The organism is Achromobacter dolens (genome assembly GCF_902859745.1).
GTDB lineage: Bacteria > Pseudomonadota > Gammaproteobacteria > Burkholderiales > Burkholderiaceae_B > Achromobacter > Achromobacter dolens.
In genome coordinates, this window is sequence record NZ_CADIJW010000006.1 from 50,691 (window position 1) to 75,600 (window position 24,910).

The window sequence follows — 24,910 nt, forward strand, 5'->3', positions numbered from 1 at the left end:
TCCTGTTGCGCGGCCCCTGCGGGGCCGTTCGTCATACCTGTCAAGATAAGGGCGGGAGGCCGCTTTCGGTAGTCCCCGCCATCGATAAGCACTGTTCCAGGAATAGGACACTGATAGCGCCAGACCTGGGCAGGTGTTGCCAGTGAGGCACGCGCGGCGCCGGGAGGAATCCGGGCCCGGACCCGTTCCGGTGGCCGGCGCGGGCGGCGGCGGAAGGCCCGCGAACCCGGGTATTCTTGCGCCATGCAACGAATTGCCGATACCACCGTGGCCGACCGATATGCCCACGTCCAGGGCTTCGCCCCGGTTGCCGCCGCCGACGCCCGCATCCTGGTGCTGGGCTCCATGCCCGGCGTCGCCTCGCTGCGGCAGGCGCGTTATTACGCCCATCCGCGCAACGCCTTCTGGCCCATCGCGGGCCAGGTGCTGGGGTTCGATCCCGCCGCCGACTACCCGCGGCGCCTGCAAGCGCTGCGATCCGCCGGCGTCGCGCTCTGGGACGTGCTGCAGGCCTGCGAACGGCCGGGCAGCCTGGATGCGGACATCCGCGGCGATACCCTGGTGCCCAACGACTTCGCGGCGTTCCTGTTGGCGCATCCGCGCCTGGTGCGGGTCTGCTTCAACGGCGCCAAGGCGGCCAGCCTGTACCGCCGCCATGTGTTGCCGCGCCTGCCGGCGCGGCCGCTGGAGTACGTCGACCTGCCATCCACCAGCCCGGCCCACGCGGCCGCGTCGTTCGAGAAGAAGCTGGCCGCCTGGCGCGAGGCGTTGACGGTGCCTGCCTGATCCTGCGCCCGGGCGCTGGCGTCGCCCGGGCAGCGACGCACGGCGGGAGATCTCGCGCCGAAGGGGCAACGGGAACAGCGGGAGGCGGGCGTGGATTGGCCGTGAGGAATGCGGACGGTCAATCCTGCCGGCCGCGGCCGCCACTGGCGCGAGCTCCCGGCGGGAAGGCGGGGCATTCCGCGCCGGCCGCCGTGCGATCAGCCGCCGTGCGATCAGCCGCTGTACGATCAGCCGCTCCACCATCGGTCGCCGCACCCTCGGCCGCCCCACCATCGGTCGCCGCACCATCAGCCGCCGCACCCTCGGCCGCCCGGCGGGCCTGCGCCAGGCTGGCCTGGACCTGCTCGTGGACGGGGCCATCCGGGTCGACCAGCGGCAGCAGGCGTTCCCAGGCGTCGATGGCCCCGTGGAAGTCGCCGCGGAAAAACGCGCTGGTGCCGGCCAGGGCCAGGCCTTTCACGTCGTCGGGCGCAAGCGCCAGCAGCCGGCCGATCAGGCGGTCGGGTTCGCCCGAAAAATCTCCGTCCGCCGCGGTGGCCAGGAGGTCGGCCCAGTCCGCCAGCACGCCGGGATCCTGCGGCGCCCGGGCGCCCATGCGCGCCCAGGTTGCCGCGCCGCCGGCGAAGTCCCCCAGCGTCGCGTAGGTGTGGGCCAATGTCATCCAGCCCTCGGTGTCGTCCGGGTGGGCCTGCAGGTGCTGGATCAAGCCGGCCAGCCGTTCGGCCATGGGATCGCCGGCGTCGTGCCCGGCGCTGGCGGAGGGCGACGCGTGCGGGTCGGCGTCCGCCGGCGTCAGGGCCGCCGGGTCGCCGAGCGCGGCGTACAGGCCGACGCTGATCGCGCCCAGCCCCAAGGCCACCGCCAGGGCCCAGCGGGGCGCGGGCCGGGTATCGAGGCGGTCCGGCGCCGCGCATCCTTCCCGCAGGGCGCGCCGCTCGATCTCGGCGCGCGCCTGGGCATAGTGGTCCGGGGCGATTCGCCCGCTGGCATGGTCGGCCTGCAATTGCGCCAGTTGTTCGCGCAGCACCGCCAGGGATGCCTGCGCCTGGGGCGAGCCGCCGCGCCGGCCGGCGGCTTCTGGCGCCAGCAGGGGCGGCAGCACGAACAGCAGGGCGACGGCGACCATGCCGGCCGCGAGGAGCCAGAACAGGGTCATGGAGCGCGCTCCCCGCCGGCGGCGAACGGCCCGGCGTCTTGCGGGGGCTCGGCCAGCAGGGCCCGGGCCGCCTGCGCTTGCGGCTCGGGCAAGGGCGCCTCCGGCGCGCGGGTATGGCGCCGCAAGCGCCACAGCAGGCCGCCCATGGCGCCGGCAAGCAGCACGCCGGGCCCGATCCACAGCAGCGCGGTGCGGGCTTTCAGCGGCGGGCGATAGAGCACGTAGTCGCCATAGCGCGATACCAGGAACTGGCGCACCTGGACCTCGTCCTGACCCGAGCGGAACAGGCGACGCACTTCGTCGCGCAGGTCGCGCGCCAGCGGCGCGCGCGAGTCCGCCAGGGATTCGTTCTGGCACACCAGGCAGCGCAGGTCGCGCGTGAAGGCCTGGACGTGCGCTTCCAGGGCGGGGTCGGACGCGGCGGCGGGCGCCTCGCTGGCCACGGCCCGGGCCGCAATGAATAGCGCCAGCGCGATGCCGCGGCCGGTCGCGTGCCAACCGCTGGCCACGGCGGTGCGTCCTATCGTGGGGCGAGGCTGGCGGGGGATGTCAGGGTTCATTCAGCGTCTCCCGCGCTCGGGGGATCAGGATGTTGTCGAGCACGTCCTGTGTGACCGGCCCGACGTGCTTGTAGCGGATGACGCCCTGGGCGTCGATGAGAAAGGTCTCGGGCACGCCGTACACGCCATAGTCGATGCCGAGTTTGCCGCGCGGGTCGAGCACCGTGGCGGTGTAGGGGTTGCCCAGGCGCGCCAGCCATTCGCGCGCCGCGCTGTCTTCGTCCTTGTAGTCCAGCCCGACGATGGCAATGCGGCCTTCGCGGGCGGCGCGCAGCAGCACGGGGTGTTCGACGCGGCAGGCGACGCACCAGCTGGCCCAGACATTGAGCAGCCAGACCCGGCCGCGCATATCGTCCAGCCCGAACTGGCCTCCCGGCGCGTCCAGCCGCGCCAGCGTGAAGGGCGGCGCTGGCCGGCGAACCAGGGGCGAGGGCAATTCGCGCGGGTCCAGGCCCAGGCCGACGGCGAGCATGGCTACCAGCCCGAGAAACAACAGCAGGGGCACGAGGGATCGTAGTTTCATGGCTGTTCGCTTTGAGGCAGCCGGCCGTGGCTCGTGGGCGAGGCGTCGCGCCGCGAAGCCGGCTTGCGGTAGCGGCGGTCGGCGGCGGCGGCCAGGCCGCCCAGGATCATCAGCGCGCAGCCGGCCCAGATCCAACTGATGAACGGCTTGTGGAACAGGTTCACGATCCAGCCGCCGTCGGGCAGGCCTTCGCCCAGCGCGGTGTAGAGATCGCGCAAGGGGCCGACGTCGATGGCCGATTGCGTCATCGGCATCGCCTGGGTCACGTAGTGGCGGGTCTCCGGCCGCAGCGTGGCGACATGCCTGCCCCCGCGCGCGACGTCGAGGGTGGCGCGCGCGGCGATCCAGTTGGGGCCGGCGACCTGCTCGACGCCGCCGAAGGTGAAGGCGTACCCGGCCAGATGGGCTGTCTGGCCGGGCAGCATGCGCACGTCGAGCTGTGACTGGAAGCTGTTGACCATGGTGACGCCGATGATGAACACGCCCAGGCCCAGATGCGCCAGCCACATGCCCCACCAGCTCCCGGGGATGCCGCGCAGGCGGGTGGCGATGTCGGCCCGCCCGCCGCCGCGCAGGCGCTCCGCCAGCAAGTGCAGGCTGCCCAGCACGATCCAGGCCGCCAGCGCCAGGCCCAGGCAGGTGCGCCAGGTGAAGTGCCCGAGCCCGTAGCCCAGCGCCGGGCCCAGCAGCGCGCTGGCGAGCGCGGCCGGCCCCAGGCGGCGCGCCAGCCGTTGCCAGGTGTCGGCCTTCCAGCGCGCCACGGCGCCGGGCACCAGCAGCGCGAGCACCGGCGTCATCAACGGCACGAAGGTGGTGTCGAAGTAGGGCGGTCCCACCGAAATCTTGCCCAGGCCCAGGGCGTCGAGCAACAGCGGGTAGAGGGTGCCGAGCAGCACCGCCGCGCAGGCCACGGACAGCAGCGCGTTGTTGGCCAGCAAGGCGGCGTCGCGCGATACCAATTGGAAGTGGCCGCCGCCCTGCAGCCGCGGGGCGCGCCAGGCGTATAGCAACAGCGATGCGCCCACCACCGTCACCAGCAGGCACAGGATGAACACGCCGCGCGCCGGGTCGGTGGCGAAGGCGTGCACCGAGGTGACGACGCCGGATCGCACCAGGAACGTGCCCAGCAGCGATAGCGAGAAGGTGCCGATCGCCAGCAGCACGGTCCAGCCGCGGAACGCGCCGCGCTTTTCGGTCACGGCCAGCGAGTGGATCAGCGCGGTGCCCAGCAGCCACGGCATGAACGAGGCGTTCTCGACCGGATCCCAGAACCACCAGCCGCCCCAGCCCAGCTCGTAATAGGCCCAGCTCGATCCCACCGCGATGCCGGCGGTCAGCAGCACCCAGGCGGCCACGGTCCAGGGCCGCGACCAGCGCGCCCAGGCGGCATCCAGGCGTCCCGTCATCAGGGCCGCGATGGCAAAGGCGAAGGCGATGCTGAAGCCCACGTAACCCAGGTACAGCAAGGGCGGATGGATGATCATGCCGGGGTCCTGCAACAGCGGGTTCAGGTCGCGGCCCTCGCGCGCCGCGGGCAGCAGGCGGGAGAAGGGGTTGGAGGTCAGCAGCGTGAAGGCGGTGAAGCCCGCGCCGACCGCGCCCAGCACGCCCAGGACCCGCGCCGTGAAGGCCTCGGGCAGCCCGCGGCTCCAGCGCGTCACCGCCACCGTCCACAGCGACAGCGAAACGATCCACAGCAACATGGAGCCCTCGTGGTTGCCCCAGACCGCGGTGATCCGGTAGATCAGCGGCGTGCGGCTGTGGCTGTTGTCCGCCACCAGCCGCACGGAGAAATCATTGGCGATGAACAGCAGGTGCAGGCAGGCGTATGACAGCAGCACGAACAGCAGTTGCCCGCGCGCGGCGCCGCGGCCGACCGCCATCAGCGCCGCGCGGCCGCGCCAGGCGCCATACAGCGGCACGATGGCCTGCACCAGCGCCAGCGCGAAGCCAAGCATCAGGGAAAAGTGGCCGACTTCGGCGATCATGGCCGCACCGTCCTGCTGGCGTCGTGGGCGCGCGCGATGGCGTCGCGCGCTTCGATCGGCGTGTAGTTCTCGTCGTGGCGGGCCAGCACGCTGGTCGCGGTGAACACGCCGTCGGCGTCCAGCGTGCCCTGGGCCACCACGCCCGTGCCTTCGCGGAACAGGTCGGGCAGGGCGCCGCGATACACCACGGGGACCTCGTGGGCGGTGTCGGTGACGATGAAGCGCACGCCCAGGCCGTCGGCCTCGCGTTGCAGCGAGCCGGCCAGCACCATGCCGCCGACGCGGAACAGCCGCTGCCGCGGCGCCTCGCCGCGCGCGATTTCGCTGGGCGTGTGAAAGAACACCAGGTTCTGGCGCATGGCCGTCAGGATCAGGGCGGCTGCCGCGCTCAGCAGCGCGAAGGCACAGAGCAGCAGGAGCAGGCGCCGGCGGCGGGGGGGGGTCATGCCGGTCCTCTGTCGTGTGATTGCTGCCTGGCCGTGGGATTGGCGCTAGCCAGCGCCGCCAGGCGCCGCCGCGCGCGCCGCCGCCGCCGGGCCAGCGACACGCATTCGGCCAGCACCAGCAGGGCCAGCATGCCGTAGCTGCCCCAGACGAAGGCGGCGCGCCCGCCCATGTGCCAGAACGCGGCCCAGGATTGCCAGTGCATCATGCCGGCTCCTTGCGCGTCGCCGTCTCGCGGCGCGCCAGCTCGCGCACCCAGCCGGCCGGCCACTCCCGCTCCAGCATCATGACGCGCGCGCGCGCCAGCGCGACGGCGGCGGTGTAGGCCCACGCGGCCAGGGCCATGAGCAGCATGGCGGCCAGCATGGTCGCCGCCATGGACGGCGCGCGCGTCAGGCTGACCGAAGCGCCCTGGTGCAGCGTGCTCCACCAGGACACCGAGAAATAGATGACCGGTACGTTGATGGCGCCCACCAGGGCCACCAGCGCCCCGGCGCGGTCGCCGCGATGGGGATCGACAGTCAGGGCGGTCAGCGCCAGGTAGCCCAGGTACAGGAATCCCAGGATCAATTGCGAGGTGAGCCGCGCGTCCCAGACCCAGTAAGCGCCCCAGGTTGGCCGGCCCCATAGCGCGCCGCTCCAGAGCGCGACGAAGCAGAACAGCGCGCCGGTGGGAGCCAGCGCGCGCGCCATGATGAACGACAGTCGGGTGCGCAGGATCAGGCCGAGCGCGGACCAGAACGCCATCAGCAGATAGATGAACAGCGACATCCACGCGGCGGCGACGTGGATGAAAATGATGCGGTAGACCTCGCCCTGGGTGGCATCGGTGGGCGCGACGAAGAAGCCGATCGCCAGGCCGCATGCGCCAAGCAGGATGGCGAGCCCGCCACACCAGGGAACCAGCCTGCCCGCCAGCGGATAGAAGGCCTGTGGCGCGGCGAACCGCAGCAGACGGGTGGCGCGGCGGGCGGGAGGAGCGGGCGGGAGGGCAGGCATGGGAGGCATCTTCATTCTTCGACGGCGAAGCGCAGCGCCAGGACACAGGCGGGCGGGGCCAGCGCCAGCGCCGCCAGCAGCGCGCCGCCAAGCAGCAGGAACGGGGTGGCGGGCGGCTGGCCGGTGCCACACGAGGCCACCGAGCCCGCGCCGAAGATCAGCACCGGCACGAACCAGGGCAGCAGCAACAGGGCCTGCAGCACGCCGCCGCCGCGCATCCCGAGGGAGAGCGCGGCGCCGATCGCGCCGACCAGGGCCAGCACCGGCGTTCCCAGCGCGAAAGATAGCGACAGGGTCAGGCGCGAACACTGACCCAGGTCAAACAGCAGGCCCATGACGGGCGCCACGGCGATCAAAGGCAGACCGGTTCCGATCCAGTGCGCCGTGATCTTGGCCAGCACCCAGAGCGTGGCGGCGCCCGGCGAAAGCAGTAGCTGTTCGAGCGTGCCGTCGGCGTGGTCCTGCGCGAACAGTCGATGCTGCGATAACAGCGCGGCGAGCAGCGCGGCGACCCATAGAACGCCGGGCCCGAGCGTGCGCAGCAAGGCCGCATCGGCGCCCACGCCCAGCGGGAACAGGCAGGCGACCAGCACGAAGAAAAGCAGCGAGACGACGGCGTCGGCCCGGCCTCGGCCAAGCAGCAGCAGATCGCGCCGCAGGACGGCGAAGAAGGGACTGGCCGGCCGCGTCATGGCGCGCCTGGACCAAGATCGAGGGTGCGCACCGGCCGGTCGAAGGCCACCTCCTGGTGCGTGGTCAGGAGGACGCACCCGCCGTTGTCGCAATGGTTTGCCAGCGTCCGCGTCAGCGCCGCCACCGTGGCCGCGTCGAGCAGGTTGAAGGGTTCGTCCAGGATCCACAGCGGCCGCGCCGGGCGCAGCGACAGCCGCGCCAGCATCACGCGGCGCCGCTGGCCGCGCGACAGCAGGCGCGTCGGCAGGTCGAGCATCGCCGCCAGGCCCATCCGGCACAGCGCGTCGCGACAGGCCGCGGCGGAGACGGCATCGGCCTGGGCCTGGCACAGGAAGCGCAGGTTTTCGAGTGGGGTCAGGGAATCGGCGAGCGCGTCGGCATGGCCCAGGTAGAGCAGGTGCTGGCGGTAGGCCGGCCCCAGGCGGTGGATGTCGGCCCCGCGCCAGCACACCGTGCCGGCGTCGGCGTGCGCCAGGCCGCACAGGATGCGCAGCAGGCTGGTCTTGCCATGGCCGTTGGGCGCGGTCACGCGCAGCAGTTGCCCCGCGCATAGCTGGAACGACACGTCTTCGAACAGCAGACGGGTTCCTTTCGAACAGGTGAGCCCCTGCGCTTCAAGCATGGCTGGTGCCCATCCAGATAGTCATGACAACAATCCCCGCTGCATCAAGGGCGGCGCGAAGCCGACAACGGGATCGGATATTAATGAATCCGGATCGCCGTTTTGCTTGGCCGCGGCGCATTTGGATTTATGTCGGACGCGTTTACCGTCGGCCTCACCATGGTGCAGATCGCCGCGCCACGATATGCGTTTTTCGGAGGTCACCCGGCCGTGGTTTCGGATCGGTCTGAGTAATGGGCGCGATGGCGCGTGCGACCTGCGGCGCTTGACGGAGATCAACATGCGAGGGTCGGCCGCGCGTCGATCATGAAAAGGCATCGAACCGCCAACGGCCCTCGCGGGGACCGCCGGCCTTGCTTGTGCCGCGACGCGGTTCGACGCAGTCGCCGTTCATATCCAAATAGTTGTACTCCGTGAAAAGCAAACCCAAGCACAGCAGTAATGGTGGTGGGGCCGAGTGGGCAAAGTTCCTGTCGCTGGCCTTTGTGGCGTGTCCCGTCGTGGCGTTCCTGATGATCTGCATCTACGGATTCGTCGTCTGGTTCGGGCAGATCCTGTTCTGGGGGCCGCCGGTATGAATGCTCCGTTCTACAAAGCCGCAGCCTGAGCCACCGACATGAAAAATCCCTTCAAGATCGCCAAATCCATCATCCAATGGACGGGCGCGCTGCTGCTGCGGCCCGCCACCCGCATCGGCCTGGGCGTGCTGGTCATCGGCGGGTTCCTGGGCGGCGTGACGTTCCTGGCCCTGTTCAATACCGGCATGAACGCCACCAACACCGAGGCCTTCTGTATTTCCTGCCACTCGATGCGTGACACGGTGCTGCCCGAGCTGCAGCAGAGCGTGCACTGGAAGAACCGCTCGGGCGTGCGCGCCCACTGTCCGGACTGCCACGTGCCGCATGACTTCACCTCCAAGGTCGCGCGCAAGATGCAGGCCTCGCGCGAAGTGCTCGGGCACCTGATGGGCACCATCGGCACGCCCGAGAAATTCCAGGAACACCGCATCGTGCTGGCCACGCGCGAGTGGGCCCGCTTCAAGGCGAACAACTCCAAGGAATGCCGCAATTGCCATGATTACGCCAGCATGGATTTCGACAAGATGCGGGTGACCTCGCAGACCACCATGCACGGCGCGGCCGAACGCGATGCCAGTTGCGTCGACTGCCATAAGGGCATCGCGCACCGGCTGCCAGAGGTCAAGTCGCAGGGCAACCCGGCGCTGGCGGCGCTCACCGCCGACGCTCGCGGCGCCGCCATCGACGCCGGCCGCGACTACTACAGCGTCATGCCGCAGCCGATTTACGCGGACGAGGGCCTGGCCCGCGAGATTGGCGCCATCGAGATCGCCACCGGCGTGAAGGTGCTGCAGAAGAAAAAAGACGCGGTGCAGGTCGAGTTGCAGCTCTGGAGAAAGAACAAGGGTTACGCCCGCGTGCTGTACGGCCGGTTCGGCATGAATATCACCAGCGCCGTGCTGAGCCAGGACGTGTCGCGCGACGACGGCGTGGTCCATGTGATCGAAAGCCGGATCGACGACGTGACCGGCCTGCAGTGGCAGAAGATCTCCGCGACGGTCTGGCTGCGCGGCGGCGGCCTGGTGGCTGACGTCGAGCCGATCTGGGCGGTGGCGCGCAAGAGCTATTCGCAAAGCTGCAGCGTGTGCCATCGCCAGCCGAACGAGGCCTCGCACGACGCCAATCAATGGCCGGGGCTGTTCGGCGGCATGGTCGGGTTCACCAACATGGATGATCCGACCGCCAGGCTGGTCCTGAAGTACCTGCAGTTGCATTCCTCCGATTTCGTAGCCAAGGACGGTGTGGCTTCGGCCCACTGAGCAAGAAATGAAAATCTCCCGTCGACGTTTCATGGGCGGTGTCGCCGCTTCACTGGGTTCCTTCGTGGTGCCGCCGCTTCTGCGCAATGGCAATGTCGTGCGGGCCGCGGGCGCCACCGCGGCCGATCCTGGTCGCTGGAAGTTCTCGGGTGCACATTGGGGCGCCTTCCGGGCCCGGGTCGTGGCCGGCCACGTGGTGGAAATAAAGCCGTTCGAGTTCGACAAGCACCCCACGCCGATTCTGGACGGCACGCTCGACGTGCTGTACAGCCCATCGCGGGTGCGGTACCCGATGGTGCGCCTGGACTGGTATCGCAACCGGCGCGCGGGCGCGGCCCCGAGCCAGGCCGGCCAGGCGTCGCGCGGCGACAACCGGTTCATCCGGGTGGGCTGGGACGAAGCCCTGGACCTGGTCTATGACGAGCTGGAGCGTATCCAGAAAGACTACGGTCCGTGGGCGCTGCACGTGGGCAACGTCGGCTGGCACGCGGTGGGCCTGATGCATAGCTGCGGCAACCATATGCTGCGGGCGATGGGGATGCACGGCAACAGCGTCGGCACGGCCGGCGACTACTCCACCGGCGCCGGCCAGACCATCCTGCCCTATGTGCTCGGGTCGACCGAGGTGTACTCGCAGGGCACGTCGTGGGAGATCATCCTGAAGGAGACGCAGGTGCTGGTGTTCTGGGCCAGCGACCCGATCAAGAACCTGCAGGTGGGGTGGAACACCGAAACGCACGAGGCCTACGAGCATCTGGCGCGGCTCAAGCAGAAGGTGGCCAGCGGCGAGATCTCGGTGATCAGCGTCGACCCGGTGAAAAGCAAGACGCGCAACTACCTGGGCTGCGAACACCAGTACGTCAACCCCATGACGGACGTGGCGCTGATGCTGGGCCTTATCCATACCCTGTGGAAAGAGGCGTTGTACGACAAGAAATTCATCGAGACCTATGCCGTGGGCTTCGAGGAATTCATCGCCTATGTCGAAGGCAAGACCGAGGACAAGATCGAGCGCACCCCCGAATGGGCCGAGTCCATCTGCGGCGTGCCGGCCGGGCGCATCCGCGAGCTGGCGCGCCTGATGGCGGGCAATCGCACGCAGTTGATCTTCGGCTGGGCGATCCAGCGCCAGCAGCACGGCGAACAGCCTTACTGGATGGCCGCGATCCTGGCCACGATGCTGGGCCAGATCGGCTTGCCGGGAGGCGGCATCAGCTACGTCCACCACTACAGTTCGGCGGGCGTGCCGGCTTCGGGGGCGTCGATGCCGGGCTCGTTCCCGCTGAACCTGGATCCGGGCCGCAAACCGCGGCACGAGAACGACGACTATCAAGGCTACAGCGCGGTGGTGCCGGTGGCCCGCGTGATCGACGCGCTGCTGGAGCCGGGCAAGGAAATCAACTACAACGGCCACAAGGTCAAGCTGCCGCCCTACAAGATGGCCATTTTCTCGGGCGGCAACCAGTGGCACCGGCAGCAGGACCGCAATCGCATGAAGCGGGCCTACCAGAAGCTGGAGACCGTGGTCGCGATCGACTACAACTGGACGGCCACCTGCCGCTTCGCGGACATTGTGTTGCCGGCCTGCACGCCGTTCGAGCGCAATGACATCGACGCCTACGGGACCTTCTCCAACCGGGGCGTGATCGCCATGCACAAGCTGGTCGATCCGCTGTTTCACTCGCGTTCGGATTTCGACATCTGGACCGACTTCTGCAAGCGCATGCAGCGCGATGTGGAATACACCCGCAACATGAATGAGATGCAGTGGGTCGAATTCCTGTACGAAGAGTGCCGCAAGGAGAACGCCGGCAAGGGCTTCGCCATGCCGCCCTTCGCGCAGTTCTGGGAACAGGGCTACGTGCTGTTCCCGGAGGGCAAGCCGTGGGTGCGGCATGCCGATTTCCGCGAGGATCCGGAAGTCAACGCCCTGGGCACGCCGTCCGGGTTCATCGAAATCTACAGCCGCAAGCTCGCCAGCTTCGGCTACCGCGACTGCAAGGGGCATCCGCTCTGGATGGAAAAGGCCGAGCGGTCGCACAGCGGTCCACGTTCGGACAAGTACCCGCTCTGGATGCAGTCCTCGCATCCCAACGAGCGCCTGCATTCGCAGACGTGCGAATCACCGTCGCGGCGGGCGACCTACACCATCCAGGGGCGCGAGCCCGTCTATATCAGCCCCGAGGACGCGCGGCAGCGCGGCATCCGCCAGGGCGACCTGGTGCGGGTCTTCAACGACCGCGGGCAATTGCTGGCGGGGGCCGCCATCTCCAGCGACTTCCCGCCCGGGGTGGTCCGCATTCACGAGGGCGCCTGGTATGGGCCGACCGGACCCGAGATCGGCGCGCTGGATACCTACGGCGATCCCAATACATTGACGCTGGACATCGGCTCATCCGAGCTGGCGCAGGCGACCAGCGCCAATACCTGCCTGGTGGAAATCGAGCTGTTCAAGGGCGCCGCGCCGGCGGTGACGGCATTCGGCGGTCCGGCCGAAGTCGATATCGACGGCAAGCTCATGGCCAGCCTTTGAGAGCTGGGATAGCCGGGGAGGGCGTGTTGCCCTCCCTCTTTTTCGCGGAGCAGCAATTGAACAGCGAGCACATCGACCCGGAATGGGTGGCGGCGTCCTCTCTGCGGTCGCAGTTGTATGGATGGTTTTCCACCCTCTTCGCCCGGGAGCTGGGGCGGGACGCCATGGCGCTTTACCAGGGAGGGGGCGCCGCGGACATCATGGCCGTCCTTGCCGAACTCGGAATGGCGCGCGAGGCGGACGCCGTGGCCGGGGTGTTCCAGGAGTGGGCGCGGCACGCGGATGCCGCGGTCGAGAATGCCGCCGACTTCGCCACCCTGTTCCTGATGGAGGGCCGTGCCTGCCCGCTTCCTTACGCCTCGTACTATCTGGATGGCGGCGGACAGTTGTACGGCAAACCGGCGCTGTTGATGCGCGCGATGCTGGCGTCCAATCGGTTGCGGCTCGACGAACCGTTCAAGGAGCCGGAAGACCATCTCGCCGTCATGCTGGCATTGATGTCCCACTGGGCGAAGGCCTGCGATCGGCCCGCCGACCTCGCGGGCCAGGCGCGGGAGCAGGCCGCGTTCATTGAATCCGCCCTGTTGTCCTGGATCGACGCCTGGCTGGCGCGCATGCACGCCATCAAGTCCCTGACGTTCCGTTTCTATCCGGCCGTCGGCGCGCTGCTGGCCGCGTTTTTGCGCCAGGATCGCGACTTCCTGCGGTCTTTCGAGGTGGAGGCATAAGAACGTCTGAAATAAACCCGTCCCCCATTGATCGGCATCAACTCTCTATATAACTAAAAGCGATAAGTTAATGGCACAACGACATAATTCGCGGAGAAGTCTGTGCCTCACCCCCCACCCGAAGTCCCCCTCCCGGGCAAACGTGGTTTCCTGAAGAACCTGCTCGGCCTGAGCGCCGCGGCCACCATCATCCCCATCCGTGCCGAAGCCGGCACCGGCATCAACCAGCAACCCCCTCGTCGTCCCGGCATCCCTGGCAAGCGCTACGGCATGCTGGTCGACCTGCGCAAATGCATCGGCTGCCAGTCCTGTACGGTCAGTTGTTCGCTGGAAAACCTGCCGCCCGTCGGTCAGTTCCGCACCACCGTCCTGCAATACGAAGTCCAGCCCGACAATGGCGGCCCCTGCGCCATGGTGATGCTGCCGCGCCTGTGCAACCACTGCGACAACCCGCCCTGTGTGCCGGTGTGTCCGGTGCAGGCCACGTTCCAGCGCGAGGACGGCATCGTGCTGGTCGACAACCAGCGCTGCGTCGGCTGCGGCTATTGCGTGCAGGCCTGTCCGTACGACGCCCGTTTCATCAATCACGACACCCAGACCGCCGACAAGTGCACCTTCTGCGAGCACCGGCTCGAAGCCGGCCTGCTGCCGGCCTGCGTCGAAAGCTGCGTGGGCGGCGCCCGTGTCATCGGCGACCTGAACGATCCGGACAGCGCCATTTCGCGGCTGATGGCCGAGCATCGCGTCGACATCAAGGTGCTCAAGCCCGAGATGAAGACCGACCCGCACGTCTACTACATCGGCCTGCCGGATGCCTTCGTGCACCACATCGACGGCCAGGCCGGCGTGCGGCTGGCCGGCGGCCACTGAGTAGGGGAGCCTCATGCAGATCACCGAATTGCTGACGCCCGTTTATGACGCCGCCTGGCTGCCGTGGGCGGTGCAGTATTTCTTTCTTATCGGCATCGCCGCCACTGCCGCGTTGACGGCGGCCGGCGCCGCGTTTGGCGAGGCCGGCTCGCCGGCCCGCCGCTTGCTGCCGGCGGCCGTGACCGTGCTGCTGGTGTGCGCCATCGCCGCGCCCGTGTCGCTGCTGGCCGACCTGCACCAGCCGGGCCGCTTCTGGCATTTCTATACCCGGCTGACGCCGTGGTCGTGGATGTGGCTGGGGGCGCTGCTGCTGCCGGTCTTCACCGGGCTGGCCGTGCTGTTCTGCGCCGCCTGGTGGTGGGGGCGCATGGTCTGGGTACGGCTGCTGGGCATCGCGCTGGCGCTGTCGGCGGTGTCGATCCTGGTCTACACCGGCGCCGAGGTGATGGTGCTGCGGGCGCGGCCGCTGTGGCACACGCCGTTCCTGCCGCTGAACTTCGCGCTGACCGCGTGGCTGGGCGCGTTGGGGGCGATGTTCCTGGTGGGGCGCTGGCTGCCCGGCGGCCTGAAGGCGCTGCCGGTCGACCTGTTGCGCCGCCTGAGCGTGACGGCGGTGGTGATGATGGCCATTGGCGCGGGCGCGTGGATCCTGCTGGGACTGCTGGGCGCGGACCCGTCGTTCGAGGCCGCGTTGCGCCTGTTCGGCGAGTTCCCGGTATGGCGCGCCAGCCTGGCCGGCGCCGTGGCCACGGCGTTCTGCATGATCGCGCTGTTGCAGCGCGCGCCGCGCACCCTGGCGGCGCCCTTGCCGTCGGCCGCGCTGGCGCTGACCATGCTGGCCGCCGCCTGGATCTTCCGCTGGGTCGTGTTCATGAGCGTGCAGGGCGTGCCCAAGTATGGCGCCGGCCTGTACCTGTACGACATGCCCTGGGGCAGCGACGGCCTGCTCGGCATGATCGGCGTGCTGGGCCTGTGCGCCGCGCTGATGGCCGCCGTGACCTATGCGCTGGAACGGTTCCCGGCCCGCACCCGCGGCCTGGCGGCCTGAGCCGCCGGCCCCGACAAGAATTCGCATCGAGATGACCATGGACAAGCAACACCGAGACGACACGCCCGACGCCCACGCCGACGGGCCCGATCAACCCGACAACGCCGCGCGCCGCAAGCTGATCGCGCGCGGCGGCGTGGTCGCCGGCGGCCTGGCCGCGTTCGCGGCCGGCTACGGCGAGACCGTCGGCAAGGCCGTCAAGGGCCTGGCGCAAGGCACCGCCGGCGCGCCCACCGCGCACGCCGTGCGCGGCAACTCGCTGACGCCGGAATTCCGCATCGACCCGGTCACGGGCCTGCTGTCGGCCCAGCCCGGCCAGACCGTCAGCCCCTCCAGTTGCCTGGGCTGCTGGACGCAGTGCGGCGTGCGGCTGCGCGTCGATACCAAGGCCAACCGCATCCTGCGGGTGGCCGGCAACCCGTATCATCCGCTGGCCACCACGCGCCCGGCCGCGATGGACGCGCCGGTGCGCGAGACCTACGCGCAACTGGGCGGCGACAACGGCCTGGAAGGGCGCGCCACGTCCTGTGCGCGCGGCTCGGCCATGCTGGAGCAGTTGCATAGTCCGTACCGTGTGCTGCAACCGCTCAAGCGCGTCGGCGGCCGCGGCGAAGGCAAGTGGCAGACGATTTCCTTCGAGCAGTTGGTGCAGGAGGTGTGCGAAGGCGGCGACCTGTTCGGCGAGGGCCACGTGGACGGCCTGCGCGCGATCTTCGACCGCGACTCGCCGCTGGATCCGGCCAACCCGGAGTACGGGGCCAAGGTCAACCAGTTCCTGTTCACCGACGCGTCCAACGAAGGCCGCACGCCGCTCATCCAGCGCTTTGCCGGCCAGTCGTTCGGCACCGTCAACTTCAGCAACCACGGTTCCTATTGCGGCCAGAGCTTCCGCGTCGGCGCGGGCGCGGCGCTGGGCGACCTGAAGGGCATGCCGCACGGCAAGCCGGATTGGGACAACGCCCGCTTTGGCCTGTTCATCGGCGCGGCGCCGGCGCAGGCCGGCAACCCGTTCCAGCGCCAGGCGCGCCAACTGGCCGAGGCCCGCACCCGGCCCGAGGAGGCCAGTTTCACCTATGTGGTGGTGGCGCCGATGCTGCCCGCGTCCTCCAGCCTGTCGGCGGGATCGGGCAATGAATGGGTGCCGGTCAATCCGGCCAGCGACCTGGCGCTGGCGATGGGCCTGATCCGCTGGATCCTCGACAACGAGCGCTTCGATGCGCGCGCGCTGGCGCAGCCCGGCCCGGCGGCCATGAAGGCGGCGGGCGAGGCGGCGTGGACCAACGCCACGCACCTGGTGATCGCCGAGCCAGGGCATGCGCGCCAGGGCACTTTCCTGCGCGGCGCCGACCTGGGCTGGGCCAGGCCGGCCGATGCGGGTGAAAAGTGGGAGGACGTGTACGTGGTGCGGCTGGAGGACGGCACACTGGCGCCGCATACCGGCGCCACGCCGGCCACGCTGTTCGTGGACGAGGCGGTGGCGGCGCCGGGCCTGGCGGGCGCGCCGGCCGCGCTGCGCGTGTGCAGCGCGCTGTCGCTGCTGCGCCAGGAGGCGCAGCGCAAGTCGCTGGACGAATACGCCGCGCTGTGCGGCGTGCCGGCGGCCAAGATCGCCGAACTGGCCGAGCGCTTCACCAGCCACGGCAAGCGCGCGGTGGCGGATGCGCACGGCGGCACCATGAGCGGCGCGGGCTTCTACACCGCCTACGCCATCGCCATGCTCAACACGCTGGTGGGCAACCTCAACGTCGAGGGCGGCCTGGTGCTGGACGCCGGCCCGTTCCCGCCCTATGGCGCCGGGCCGCGCTACAACATCGCGGGTTTCGCCAACCGCGCCACGCCCAAGGGCGTGGCCCTGTCGCGCAACCGCTTTCCGTATGAGAAGTCGAGCGAGTTCAAGCGCAAGCAGGCCGCCGGCCAGCCGGTCTATCCGGCCGCCGCGCCCTGGTATCCGGCCACCGGCGGCCTGAGTTCCGAGATGCTGGCGTCGGCGCTGGCGGGCTACCCGTACCGCGCCAAGGTCTGGTTCAACCACATGAGCAACCCGGTCTATGGCATTGCCGGGTTCAGGAACGTGCTGCTGGACAAGCTGAAGGACCCGAAGATCCTGCCGCTGGCGGTGTCGATCAATCCGTTCATCAACGAGACCAACGCGCTGGCCGACTACATCGTGCCCGATACCGTCACCTACGAAAGCTGGGGCGTGTCGGCGCCGTGGGCCGACGTGGTGGCCAAGGCGTCGACGGTGCGCTGGCCGGCGGTCGAACCCCGCGTGGCGCGCACCGCCGACGGCGCGCCGGTATGCCTGGAGTCGTTCCTGATCGCCTGCGCCAAGCGCATCGGCATGCCGGGCTTCGGCGCCAACGCCATCGCCGATGCGGACGGCAACCGCTATCCGCTGGACACGGCCGAGGACTTCTTCCTGCGCGGCATCGCCAACATCGCCTTCGGCGCCGGGCGGCCGGTGCCCGAGGCCAGCGACGACGATCTTGAACTGACCGGCGTGGCGCGCTATCGCGACGCGCTGCAGGGCAGGCTCAAGCCCGAGGAGTGGCGCCGCGTGGCGATGGTGATGAGCCGGGGCGGGCGGTTCGACCGCGTGCGCGACGCCTGGAGCGACGCCGGCCAGACCCGCCAGGCCTGGGCCAAGCCCTTGCAGATATGGAGCGAGGAACTGGCGGGCTTCCGCCATGCCATGACCGGCGAGCGCTACAGCGGCTGCCCCACCTGGTATCCGGCGCGGCTGGCGGACGGGCGCGACGTGCGCCAGCAGTATCCACGCGCCGACTGGCCGTTCCTGTTGAGTTCGTTCAAGTCCAACCTGATGAGTTCGATGTCGATCGGCGTGGACCGGCTGCGCCAGGTGCATCCGCACAATCCGGTGTCGATCAACCGGCAGGACGGCGAGCGGCTGGGCCTGCGCAACGGCGATCGGGTGCGCATCGTCACGCCGGGCGGGTCGGTGACCGGCCTGGCGCTGCTGCGCGACGGCATCCAGCCGGGCGCGGTCGGCGTCGAGCACGGCTATGGCCACACCGAACTGGGCGCGCGCGCCCACCTGATCGATGGCAAGCCGATGCCGCACGATCCGGCGCTGGCGGCCGGCGTGAACCTGAACGACCTGGGCTTCGGCGATGCGACGCGCGGCGAGCACGCCAACGTCTGGATCGACTGGGTCTCGGGCGCGGCGGTGCGGCAGGGGTTGCCGGCGCGCATCGAGCGGGCCTAGGGCGAGCCCGGCCGGGCTGACAGGGCCGGCCGGGGCGTTTGGCGCGCCACCGCCCCGGGGCTTGTCCTGGCGTCAGGCAATCGCGCCGTAGATCCGGCGCGCCTGCGCCGCGTCCGCCAACGGCCGTCCCAGCGCGCGCGCGCCCTCGACGGCCTGGCGCACCAGGTCGGCATTGCCGGCGGCGATGCTTCCGTCCCGCAGCTTCAGATTGTTCTCGAACCCCACCCGCATATGCCCGCCGAAGGCCGCCGCCGTCGTCACGCAGGCATTCTCCTGCGCCCCGAACGCGCATACGGCCCAGGGTAGCGAGTGGTCATAGGCCGCCAGGAACGGCAGCAGGTCATAGGCCGATGAGGTCTGCCCCACGCTGTAGCGTCCCAGCACGAACAGCACCGACCACGCGCCCGGCGGCACCAGCCCGCGCGCCCGCAGCGACAGCCAGCGCCGCACGTCGCCCTCGTCGTACAGAATGATCTGCGTCATGATGCGGCGCTCGGCGACCCAGGCCAGGAACGCCGCCAGCTCGTCTTCCGGAATCTCCGGCACCGCGATCTCGCGCAGGCCGATCGACACCGCTTCCGGCTGCAGCTCGCGCACCAGCGCCATCTGCTCGGCCGCCTGGTACACGCCGGCCGCTTCGCTCGTCACCTGCACCAGCAGCTCGTCGCCGACCGCGCGGCGCACCGCCGCCAGCGCATCGCGGTAGGCCTGCGCGTCCAGCAGATGGCTGCCGTCCGGCTTGCGCACGTGCATGTGCATCATCGCCGCGCCCGCGTCCAGGCAGGCGCGGGCCTCCAGCGCGAGGGCCTCGGCCGTCAGCGGCACCGCCGGATGGTCGGCGGCCTTCTTGTAGGCGCCGTTGGGCGCCACCGTCACGATGACGGGCGACTCGGCCAGGGCAGGGCGGGGGATGTCCACGGTGCTCATGGCTGGATCTCCGGCAGTTCCGGCGCGATCAGGTCCAGGCCCGCGCGCAACAGGCGGTCATAGCGCGCGCGTTCGGCGGCGATGGTGTCCGGTGTCCAGGCGTAGAAGCCTTCGCCCGCCTTCATGCCATGGCGACCATCGGCGGCGCGCTCGGTCAGGCAGCGCGCCGGATGGTCGTCATTGCAGAACGTCGGGTACATGGTCGCGCCGGCCGCCGCGTGCACGTCGATGCCGGCGTGGTCGCGCTGCATCACCGGCCCGGCCGCCAGGAAGCGGAAGCCGAAGCCGAAGCGCACCGCCGCGTCCACGTCCTCGGGCGAGGCGATGCCGCGGTCGATCAGGTTGAAGGCCTCGCGCGACAGCGCGTGCTGCAGGCGGTTGGCCAGGAAACCCGGCAGGTCCTGGCGCACCTTCACCGGCACACTGCCGCAGCGGCGCATGAAGGCGATCAGCGCGTCGGCGCGGGCCTCGTCGCTGGTCTCGGCCATCACCACCTCGACCAGCGGCACCAGGTGCGCCGGCATGAAGAAGTGCAGGCCCAGCATGCGCTCGCGCGTGGCCAGGCCCTGGCCGATAGCGCTGATCGGGAAGCTGGAGCTGTTGCTCGCCAGGATGGCGTCGGGCCGGGCGCGTTGCACCAGTTCCGCAAACAGCGCCTGCTTGATGTCCAGCCGCTCCGGCACGCACTCGATCACCAGGTCGACGCTGGCCCAGTCCACCTGGTCCAGGCTGGCCGCCGTGGCCAGTTGCGCCACCTGGGCCTCGCGGCCGATGGTCCTGAGATTGTCGGCCACGCGCGCCGGCAGGGCGGCCGCGCGCGCCGCGTCCGGCTCGATCACCGTGGTGCGGCAGGCGGCGCGCGTCAGCACCACCGCCACGTCGGCGCCCATGGTGCCGCCGCCCACCACCACCGCATGCGCCGCGCCCGGATTGGGCAGGGCCTTCGCGTCCGTCTGCATGGTTTGCTCCTTGTTCTGAAACCGATGTTGCATCTCTTGTCTGTGTCCGCGCTTGTGTCCGCGCTTGTGTCTGCGCGCATGACCGTATTGGGCGCCGAGTGTAGAGAAGCTTGTTTGATTGATGAATCAGATTTTTTGGATAGAATGATCGACGAATCGGATCAATGAGCCAGGCGCTGGACGGCATGCAGATCAATCTTTCGATGCGCGACATCGACACCACCCTGGTGCTGGGCCGCACCCTCAACTTCCGCCAGGCGGCGGTGCAACTGCACCTGTCGCAATCGGCGCTGTCGACGCAGATCCAGCGCATCGAGGACGCGCTGGGCGTGCGGCTGTTCGGCCGCACCACCCGCACCGTGCGGCTGACGGCGGCGGGCGAGGTCTTCATGCAGCAGGCCGCCGCGCTGCAGGTCGCCTTTCGCGACGCGATCGCCGCGGTCAGCGGCATCGCCAGCGCCGAGCATGGCCAGGTGTCGGTGGCGGCGCTGCCGTCGCTGGCCGCGCGCCTGTTGCCGCGGGTGTTGATGGCCTACCGCCAGGCGCATCCGCAGGTGGCGCTGAAGGTGCGCGACACGCTGTCGGGGCCAGCCTTCGACCTGGTGCGCGCCGGCGACGTGGACTTCGCGCTGACCGCCGCCGATCCGCAGCACGCCGACCTGCATTACCAGCCCTTGATGTCCGACAGTTTCCTGCTGCTGATCCCCGAGGGGCATGCGCTGGCGCGCGCCCGGGGGCCGCTGCGCTGGGCCGACACGGCCAGCGCAGCGCACGTGTCGATGGTGCACCCGAGCAGCGTGCGCCAGTACACCGAATGGGCCTTCCTGCAGAACCGCATCCGCTTCACGCCGGCCTTCGAGGCCGAGCACCTGACCACCATCGTGGCCATGGTGGAGTGCGGTTTCGGGGTGGCGGCGCTGCCCGAGATCGCGGCGGGCGCGGTGGCGCAGAACGGCATCGTGCAGCGGCCGCTGATCGGTCCGGTGGCCGAGCGCTCGATCGGGCTGGTGACGGCGCGCAACCGCAGCCTGCCGCCGGCGGCCGCGGCGCTGGTGGCGACGCTGCGGCAGTATCTGGCTGAAGAGGCGCGGTGAGGTCGCGGCGGGTATGGTGTCAGGCGCCGCGGCGCGCCTGTTCCGACGCCAGGTAGGCGTCGCGCGAGGGCAGCAGGTGCTCGCGGCACAGCGCCATCAGCGCGGCGCGGTCGCCGTCGCGCAGGGCGTGGATCATGGCCCAGTGTTCCTGGCGGGCGCGTTCGCGGTAATTGGCGGCCGCCAGCGAGCCGAAGCGGATCGGGTGGGTGCGGCGCGCGTATTCCTCGATGGCCTGGCCCAGCACGGCGTTATCCAGCAGCCCGAACAACTCGCGGTGAAAGCGCTGGTTGCTGCGGAACACGCGGCGCGCGTCGCCATCGGCCACGGCGGCGTCGTGCTCGCGCTGCACCGCCGTCAACGCCGCCAGCCGCGCGGGCGGCACCGGCAGCGGCATCAGGCTGGCGGCATGCACTTCCAGCACTTCGCGCAGCGCATACAGCTCCATCACCTCGCGCGCCGAGAAAGCCCGCACCACCGCGCCGACGTTGCGCTTGCGCTCGACCACCCCCAGCAGCTCCAGCTCCACCAGCACCTGGCGCACCGCGTGGCGCTTCATGTCGAAGCGCGCCATCAGCTCGTCCTCGGTCAGCCGCTCGCGCGGATGCAGCCGGCCGAAGACGATGTCTTCCTCCAGCGCGGCGACCGCCGCGGCCAGGGCGTCGGGCGCTTGGGGTTCGAGGGCGGCGGGGCTGATGGCGTTCATGGGCGAGAGGAAAAGCGTTATTGCTTGGGCACGGTGTCGCGGGTGGCGCCGGCGCGCAGGAAGTCGAAGTCCACGCCCTGGTCGGCCTGCGTCACGGTCTGCAGGAACAGCTTGCGGTAGCCGCGCTCGGCCGCCGGACGCTCGACCGGGCCGGCCGCCATGCGGCGCGCCAGCTCGGCATCCTCGACCAGTAGGGCGATTTCGCGCCGCGCCACCGACAGGCGGATCCGGTCGCCATTTTGCACGTAGGCGAGCGGTCCGCCAATCGCGGCCTCCGGGGTGACGTGCAGCACGATGGTGCCGGCCGCCGTGCCGCTCATGCGGCCGTCGGATATCCGCACCATGTCCTTGACGCCGGCGCGCGCCAGCTTCTTGGGGATCGGCATGTAGCCGGCCTCGGGCATGCCGGGCGCGCCGGTGGGGCCGATGCGCTTGAGCACCAGCACGTCGTCGGCGGTCACGTCGAGCGCCTCGTCGTCGATGCGGCGGGCCATGTCCTCGGCGTCCTCGAACACCACGGCGCGGCCTTCGTGCTCCATCAGCTCGGGATTGGCGGCCGACTGCTTGATGATGGCGCCGCCGGGTGCCAGGTTGCCGCGCAGCACGGCCAGGCCACCTACCGGATAGATCGGCGCGGCGACGCTGCGGATCACGTCCTGCTCGAACGGCGCGGGGGCGTCGCCCAGTTCCTCGCCCAGGGTGCGGCCCGACACCGTCAGCGCGTCCAGGTGCAGCAGCGGGCGCAGTTCGCGCAGCAGCGCCAGCATGCCGCCAGCGTGGTGGAAGTCTTCCATGTAGTGCTGGCCGGAGGGCTTGAGGTCCACCAGCACGGGCGTCTCGCGGCTCATGCGGTCGAGCCCGGCCAGGTCGATATTGATGCCCAGGCGGCCGGCGATGGCGGTCAGGTGCACGATGCCGTTGGTCGAGCCGCCGATGGCCAGCAGCACGCGCAGCGCGTTCTCGATGGACTTGCCGGTGATGATGCGGTCGGGCGTCAGGCGCGCGGCCGCCATGGCGACGGCGGTGGCGCCGGTGCGCTCGGCCACGCGCACGCGGTCGGCGGTGACGGCCGGGGCGGACGCGCCGCCGGACACCATCATGCCCATCGCCTCGGTCAGGCAGGCCATGGTGCTGGCGGTGCCCATCACCGAACAGGTGCCGACGCTGGCCACCAACTGGTTGTTGACGTCGGCGATCTCGGGCGCGTCGATCTCCTCGGCGCGGTAGCGGCCCCAGTAGCGGCGGCAGTCGGTGCAGGCGCCGACCCGTTCGCCGCGGTGCGAGCCGGTCAGCATCGAGCCGGTCACCAACTGGATCGCGGGCACGCCGGCGGACGAAGCGCCCATCAACTGCGCCGGCACGGTCTTGTCGCAACCGCCGATCAGCACCACCGCGTCCATCGGCTGGGCGCGGATCATTTCCTCCGTGTCCATCGACATGAGGTTGCGCAGGTACATGCTGGTGGGCTGCGAGAAGCTCTCGTGCACCGAGATGGTGGGGAAGTCCATCGGCAGGCCGCCGGCCAGCATCACGCCGCGCTTGACCGCCTCGATCAGTTGCGGCGCGTTGCCGTGGCACGGGTTGTAGCTGCTGCCGGTGTTGACGATGCCGATGATGGGACGCGCCAGCGCGTCGTCGGACAGGCCGGCGCCCTTGATGAAGGCCTTGCGCAGGAACAGCGAAAAGCCGGTGTCGCCGTAGTTGGTCAGCCCGCGCGCCACGCCGGTGCTGCGCGCGCCGTCGCTGTCGAAGGGGCCCTTGGCGGGCTTGCCGCCCTTGGTCTCGTCCGTCATTTTTCTTCCCGATAATATTATTGATAATCCAGGGCTGCGATCATATCCACCCTTGGAAATGCCAGGCAAGCGTTTTTCATCGGAATTTTTATTGATCTAATAAAAAGATCAGTCGATAGAAAAATTCTGATTCATCAATCAAGATTGGCCTCCTACACTGGCGCCGTTGACGAGCCGGGCGTCCGTTCCATTCCTATACCCATCCCGGCAGGAGACCTACATGTCAGACCTGCGTCTGCGGCCCCGCCGCGCCTTGCTGCTTTCCCTGTTGGCCTTGTGTACCGGGGCCGCGGCGCCCGCCGTGGCCGCCGACGCCTATCCCGACAAGCCCATCCGCCTGATCGTGCCGTACCCGCCCGGGGGCGCCACCGACGTGATCGGCCGCGTGCTGGCGCAGGAACTGACCGGCGCGCTGGGCCAGTCGGTGATCGTCGAGAACCGCGCCGGCGCCGCCGGCAACATCGGCGCCGACCAGGTCGCCAAGGCCCAGCCCGACGGCTACACGCTGCTGATGGGCGCGCTCACCAGCCATTCGATCAACGCGGCGCTGTACCGCGGCCGCGTCACCTACGACGTGGAAAAGAGCTTCGCGCCGGTGTCCATCGTCGGCACCGTGCCGCTGGTGTTCGTGGTCAACCCGTCGGTGCAGGCCAATGACCTGAAGCAACTGATCGCGCTGGCCAAGGCGCGTCCGGGCTACGTCACCATGGCGTCGGCGGGCAACGGCTCGCCGCAGCACCTGGCCGGCGAAATGTTCAAGCGCACCGCCGGCGTGGATATCCTGCACGTGCCCTACAAGGGCAGCGGCCCGGCCATGACCGATCTGATGGGCGGCCAGGTGCTCAGCATGATCGAGACCGTGCCGGCCTCGCAGGCCAGCATCAAGGCCGGCAAGCTGCGCGCGCTGGCGGTGACCTCGGCGCAACGCGTCGAGGCGCTGCCGGACGTGCCGACCGCGGCCGAGGCCGGCCTGCCGGGCTTCGAGGTCAGCTCCATGTTCGGCATCGTGGCGCCGGCCGGCACGCCGGCGCCGGTGATCGACCGTCTGAACGGCGAGCTCAAGAAGATCCTGGCCAAGCCGACGGTCAAGGCGTCGCTGCTGAACCAGGGCGCCATCGCCGAGTGGACCACGCCCGCCGATGCCGGCGCCCGCGTGTCCGCCGAACTGGCGCGCTGGACCAAGGTCATCGACGAAGCCGGGGTCAAGCCGGAATAAGCGATATGGACAAGGGGGACATATGTCCCCCCTTGTTGCTTCTTTTACGCCACGCGCAGGAAATAGTCACAAATTTTCGACGATATTGTTTGCATGCTGCGCCGCCGTATGCGCAACGCTTGCCAAGCCTGCCTTTCTCGCGCGAAACGGGCGTAGCGCCGCATGAGGGCAGGGGAAGACAGTTGCCAAGCCAGTTGAAATAATC

At 69.7% G+C, this 24,910-nt stretch carries 23 protein-coding genes; 10 read left to right on the forward strand and 13 right to left on the reverse strand.

Going from position 1 to position 24,910, the window contains the following annotated elements:
* Positions 1-243: 243 nt before the first annotated feature.
* Entirely contained in the window at positions 244-786 is a 543-nt protein-coding gene (locus HV783_RS07280; protein ID WP_049074728.1) for a DNA-deoxyinosine glycosylase, read from the forward strand.
* 118 nt (positions 787-904) lie between these two features.
* Here the strand turns inward: HV783_RS07280 and ccmI are convergent, their stop codons facing one another.
* From ccmI to ccmA, 9 genes are read right to left on the reverse strand one after another with little or no spacing between them, the layout of a single operon-like run.
* Positions 905-1,942 (reverse strand): c-type cytochrome biogenesis protein CcmI, encoded by a 1,038-nt coding sequence (gene ccmI / locus HV783_RS07285; protein WP_175188885.1) that lies wholly within the window; start codon positions 1,940-1,942, stop codon positions 905-907.
* On the reverse strand, positions 1,939-2,502 hold the full coding sequence (locus HV783_RS07290; protein ID WP_175188886.1) for a cytochrome c-type biogenesis protein: 564 nt from the start codon (positions 2,500-2,502) through the stop codon (positions 1,939-1,941). The genes ccmI and HV783_RS07290 overlap by 4 nt, the downstream gene beginning before the upstream one ends.
* The gene (locus HV783_RS07295) at positions 2,492-3,025 is read right to left on the reverse strand and encodes a DsbE family thiol:disulfide interchange protein (RefSeq protein ID WP_068959608.1); all 534 of its coding nucleotides are present in this window, start codon (positions 3,023-3,025) and stop codon (positions 2,492-2,494) included. The genes HV783_RS07290 and HV783_RS07295 overlap by 11 nt, the downstream gene beginning before the upstream one ends.
* Positions 3,022-5,013 carry a heme lyase CcmF/NrfE family subunit gene (locus tag HV783_RS07300; protein ID WP_175188887.1) on the reverse strand — a complete coding sequence of 664 codons (1,992 nt, stop codon included), beginning with the start codon at positions 5,011-5,013 and terminating at the stop codon, positions 3,022-3,024. The genes HV783_RS07295 and HV783_RS07300 overlap by 4 nt, the downstream gene beginning before the upstream one ends.
* Positions 5,010-5,459 carry a cytochrome c maturation protein CcmE gene (gene ccmE, locus HV783_RS07305; RefSeq protein ID WP_175188888.1) on the reverse strand — a complete coding sequence of 150 codons (450 nt, stop codon included), beginning with the start codon at positions 5,457-5,459 and terminating at the stop codon, positions 5,010-5,012. The genes HV783_RS07300 and ccmE overlap by 4 nt, the downstream gene beginning before the upstream one ends.
* Positions 5,456-5,665, reverse strand: a complete 210-nt coding sequence (gene ccmD, locus HV783_RS07310; protein ID WP_254603842.1) for a heme exporter protein CcmD — start codon at positions 5,663-5,665, stop codon at positions 5,456-5,458. Before ccmD ends, ccmE begins: the two co-directional genes overlap by 4 nt.
* Positions 5,662-6,465 carry a heme ABC transporter permease CcmC gene (gene ccmC / locus HV783_RS07315; RefSeq protein WP_437341316.1) on the reverse strand — a complete coding sequence of 268 codons (804 nt, stop codon included), beginning with the start codon at positions 6,463-6,465 and terminating at the stop codon, positions 5,662-5,664. Before ccmC ends, ccmD begins: the two co-directional genes overlap by 4 nt.
* Positions 6,466-6,467: 2 nt before the next feature.
* The gene (gene ccmB, locus HV783_RS07320; RefSeq protein WP_116793370.1) at positions 6,468-7,148 is read right to left on the reverse strand and encodes a heme exporter protein CcmB; all 681 of its coding nucleotides are present in this window, start codon (positions 7,146-7,148) and stop codon (positions 6,468-6,470) included.
* A complete protein-coding gene (gene ccmA / locus HV783_RS07325; RefSeq protein WP_116793369.1) occupies positions 7,145-7,771 on the reverse strand; it encodes a cytochrome c biogenesis heme-transporting ATPase CcmA in 627 nt (208 codons plus the stop codon). The genes ccmB and ccmA overlap by 4 nt, the downstream gene beginning before the upstream one ends.
* A gap of 413 nt (positions 7,772-8,184) precedes the next feature.
* Between ccmA and HV783_RS07330 the strand changes: the two genes are divergently transcribed.
* From HV783_RS07330 to HV783_RS07360, 7 genes are all read left to right on the forward strand, one after another.
* Entirely contained in the window at positions 8,185-8,349 is a 165-nt protein-coding gene (locus HV783_RS07330; protein ID WP_175188890.1) for a hypothetical protein, read from the forward strand.
* A 38-nt stretch (positions 8,350-8,387) separates the two neighbouring features.
* A complete protein-coding gene (gene torC / locus HV783_RS07335; RefSeq protein WP_116793368.1) occupies positions 8,388-9,608 on the forward strand; it encodes a pentaheme c-type cytochrome TorC in 1,221 nt (406 codons plus the stop codon).
* 7 nt (positions 9,609-9,615) lie between these two features.
* Positions 9,616-12,141 (forward strand): trimethylamine-N-oxide reductase TorA, encoded by a 2,526-nt coding sequence (gene torA / locus HV783_RS07340; protein WP_175188891.1) that lies wholly within the window; start codon positions 9,616-9,618, stop codon positions 12,139-12,141.
* A 26-nt stretch (positions 12,142-12,167) separates the two neighbouring features.
* Complete coding sequence (gene torD / locus HV783_RS07345; protein ID WP_254603843.1) at positions 12,168-12,869, forward strand: molecular chaperone TorD; 702 nt, start codon at positions 12,168-12,170, stop codon at positions 12,867-12,869.
* Between the two features lie 102 nt (positions 12,870-12,971).
* Complete coding sequence (gene dsrO / locus HV783_RS07350) at positions 12,972-13,739, forward strand: sulfate reduction electron transfer complex DsrMKJOP subunit DsrO (RefSeq protein ID WP_175188892.1); 768 nt, start codon at positions 12,972-12,974, stop codon at positions 13,737-13,739.
* Between the two features lie 13 nt (positions 13,740-13,752).
* A complete protein-coding gene (gene nrfD, locus HV783_RS07355) occupies positions 13,753-14,787 on the forward strand; it encodes an NrfD/PsrC family molybdoenzyme membrane anchor subunit (RefSeq protein ID WP_175188893.1) in 1,035 nt (344 codons plus the stop codon).
* A 37-nt stretch (positions 14,788-14,824) separates the two neighbouring features.
* On the forward strand, positions 14,825-18,013 hold the full coding sequence (locus HV783_RS07360; protein WP_175188894.1) for a tetrathionate reductase subunit A: 3,189 nt from the start codon (positions 14,825-14,827) through the stop codon (positions 18,011-18,013).
* A 72-nt stretch (positions 18,014-18,085) separates the two neighbouring features.
* Here the strand turns inward: HV783_RS07360 and HV783_RS07365 are convergent, their stop codons facing one another.
* Together HV783_RS07365 and HV783_RS07370 are read right to left on the reverse strand one after the other, a co-directional pair.
* A complete protein-coding gene (locus HV783_RS07365) occupies positions 18,086-18,940 on the reverse strand; it encodes a beta-keto acid cleavage family enzyme (protein WP_175188895.1) in 855 nt (284 codons plus the stop codon).
* Entirely contained in the window at positions 18,937-19,899 is a 963-nt protein-coding gene (locus tag HV783_RS07370; RefSeq protein WP_054504039.1) for a 3-hydroxyacyl-CoA dehydrogenase family protein, read from the reverse strand. The genes HV783_RS07365 and HV783_RS07370 overlap by 4 nt, the downstream gene beginning before the upstream one ends.
* A 185-nt stretch (positions 19,900-20,084) precedes the next feature.
* Between HV783_RS07370 and HV783_RS07375 the strand changes: the two genes are divergently transcribed.
* Positions 20,085-20,993 (forward strand): LysR family transcriptional regulator, encoded by a 909-nt coding sequence (locus tag HV783_RS07375; protein ID WP_175188935.1) that lies wholly within the window; start codon positions 20,085-20,087, stop codon positions 20,991-20,993.
* A gap of 19 nt (positions 20,994-21,012) precedes the next feature.
* Here HV783_RS07375 and HV783_RS07380 read toward each other — a convergent pair whose 3' ends face one another.
* Positions 21,013-21,696, reverse strand: a complete 684-nt coding sequence (locus HV783_RS07380; RefSeq protein WP_059269918.1) for a GntR family transcriptional regulator — start codon at positions 21,694-21,696, stop codon at positions 21,013-21,015.
* Between the two features lie 17 nt (positions 21,697-21,713).
* The gene (locus HV783_RS07385; RefSeq protein WP_175188896.1) at positions 21,714-23,489 is read right to left on the reverse strand and encodes an IlvD/Edd family dehydratase; all 1,776 of its coding nucleotides are present in this window, start codon (positions 23,487-23,489) and stop codon (positions 21,714-21,716) included.
* A 220-nt stretch (positions 23,490-23,709) separates the two neighbouring features.
* Here HV783_RS07385 and HV783_RS07390 point away from each other — a divergent pair, with 220 nt between their 5' ends.
* Positions 23,710-24,705, forward strand: coding sequence for a tripartite tricarboxylate transporter substrate binding protein (locus HV783_RS07390; protein WP_054504041.1), 996 nt, complete (start codon positions 23,710-23,712; stop codon positions 24,703-24,705).
* Positions 24,706-24,910: the final 205 nt, after the last annotated feature.

Coding starts and splice junctions, on each gene's coding strand:
- torC (WP_116793368.1), top strand. CDS start 8,388: ATGAAAAATCCCTTCAAGATCGCCAAATCCATCATCCAATGGACGGGC.
- HV783_RS07390 (WP_054504041.1), top strand. CDS start 23,710: ATGTCAGACCTGCGTCTGCGGCCCCGCCGCGCCTTGCTGCTTTCCCTG.
- HV783_RS07370 (WP_054504039.1), bottom strand. CDS start 19,899: ATGCAGACGGACGCGAAGGCCCTGCCCAATCCGGGCGCGGCGCATGCG.
- ccmA (WP_116793369.1), bottom strand. CDS start 7,771: ATGCTTGAAGCGCAGGGGCTCACCTGTTCGAAAGGAACCCGTCTGCTG.
- nrfD (WP_175188893.1), top strand. CDS start 13,753: ATGCAGATCACCGAATTGCTGACGCCCGTTTATGACGCCGCCTGGCTG.
- ccmI (WP_175188885.1), bottom strand. CDS start 1,942: ATGACCCTGTTCTGGCTCCTCGCGGCCGGCATGGTCGCCGTCGCCCTG.
- HV783_RS07380 (WP_059269918.1), bottom strand. CDS start 21,696: ATGAACGCCATCAGCCCCGCCGCCCTCGAACCCCAAGCGCCCGACGCC.
- HV783_RS07300 (WP_175188887.1), bottom strand. CDS start 5,013: ATGATCGCCGAAGTCGGCCACTTTTCCCTGATGCTTGGCTTCGCGCTG.
- ccmD (WP_254603842.1), bottom strand. CDS start 5,665: ATGATGCACTGGCAATCCTGGGCCGCGTTCTGGCACATGGGCGGGCGC.
- HV783_RS07360 (WP_175188894.1), top strand. CDS start 14,825: ATGGACAAGCAACACCGAGACGACACGCCCGACGCCCACGCCGACGGG.
- ccmE (WP_175188888.1), bottom strand. CDS start 5,459: ATGACCCCCCCCCGCCGCCGGCGCCTGCTCCTGCTGCTCTGTGCCTTC.
- ccmB (WP_116793370.1), bottom strand. CDS start 7,148: ATGACGCGGCCGGCCAGTCCCTTCTTCGCCGTCCTGCGGCGCGATCTG.
- HV783_RS07280 (WP_049074728.1), top strand. CDS start 244: ATGCAACGAATTGCCGATACCACCGTGGCCGACCGATATGCCCACGTC.
- HV783_RS07295 (WP_068959608.1), bottom strand. CDS start 3,025: ATGAAACTACGATCCCTCGTGCCCCTGCTGTTGTTTCTCGGGCTGGTA.
- HV783_RS07365 (WP_175188895.1), bottom strand. CDS start 18,940: ATGAGCACCGTGGACATCCCCCGCCCTGCCCTGGCCGAGTCGCCCGTC.
- torA (WP_175188891.1), top strand. CDS start 9,616: ATGAAAATCTCCCGTCGACGTTTCATGGGCGGTGTCGCCGCTTCACTG.
- HV783_RS07375 (WP_175188935.1), top strand. CDS start 20,085: ATGCAGATCAATCTTTCGATGCGCGACATCGACACCACCCTGGTGCTG.
- HV783_RS07290 (WP_175188886.1), bottom strand. CDS start 2,502: ATGAACCCTGACATCCCCCGCCAGCCTCGCCCCACGATAGGACGCACC.
- ccmC (WP_437341316.1), bottom strand. CDS start 6,465: ATGCCTCCCATGCCTGCCCTCCCGCCCGCTCCTCCCGCCCGCCGCGCC.
- HV783_RS07385 (WP_175188896.1), bottom strand. CDS start 23,489: ATGACGGACGAGACCAAGGGCGGCAAGCCCGCCAAGGGCCCCTTCGAC.